1 protein-coding gene is annotated in these 548 nt (G+C 67.3%); it reads right to left on the minus strand.

Going from position 1 to position 548, the window contains the following annotated elements:
- Positions 1 to 548, minus strand: a 548-nt coding sequence (locus tag A5775_RS26300) for an HNH endonuclease signature motif containing protein (protein WP_156660741.1), incomplete at both ends; no start/stop codon positions are given.

Below are 548 nucleotides of genomic sequence, written 5' to 3' on the forward strand. Positions count from 1 at the left end.
TCGCCGTCGCGTAGCAGTTTTTCGGGCAGGTGAAAAGTGTTGGTGCGCGGTTGGCCGCGGTCGAGGTGTGGGGGTGGGATCCATTCGGTGTCACCCTTGGCGTCTTTGCGGGTGGTCCAGCCGCGGGGTTGGAGCATGCGGTGATGCGGGCCGCAGGCGAAGGTGAGGTCGTTGATGTCGGTGCTGTGGCAGGTGGCGTAGTCGGTGACGTGGTGGACTTCGCAGTAGTAGCCCGACACGGTGCACCCGGGTGTGGTGCAGCCGCGGTCTTTGGCGTGCAAGACGATTCGTTGGCCGGGGGAGGCCAGCCGTTTGGTGTGATAGAGGGCCAGGGCTTTGCCGTTGTCGAAGATGGCTAGGTAGTGGTGGGCGTGGCGGCCCAGGCGGATCACGTCGCTCATCGGCACGATGGTGCCCCCACCGGTCAGGCCGCGTCCGGCGGCGGCCTCCAGTTCGGCCAGGGTGGTGGTCACGATGATGCAGGCCGGCAGCCCGTTGTGCTGACCCAACTCTCCGGAGGCCAGCAGGCCGCGCAGCCCGGCCAGCAG

Origin of the sequence: Mycobacterium sp. 852002-10029_SCH5224772, assembly GCF_001667315.1 — a bacterium.
Lineage (GTDB): Bacteria > Actinomycetota > Actinomycetes > Mycobacteriales > Mycobacteriaceae > Mycobacterium.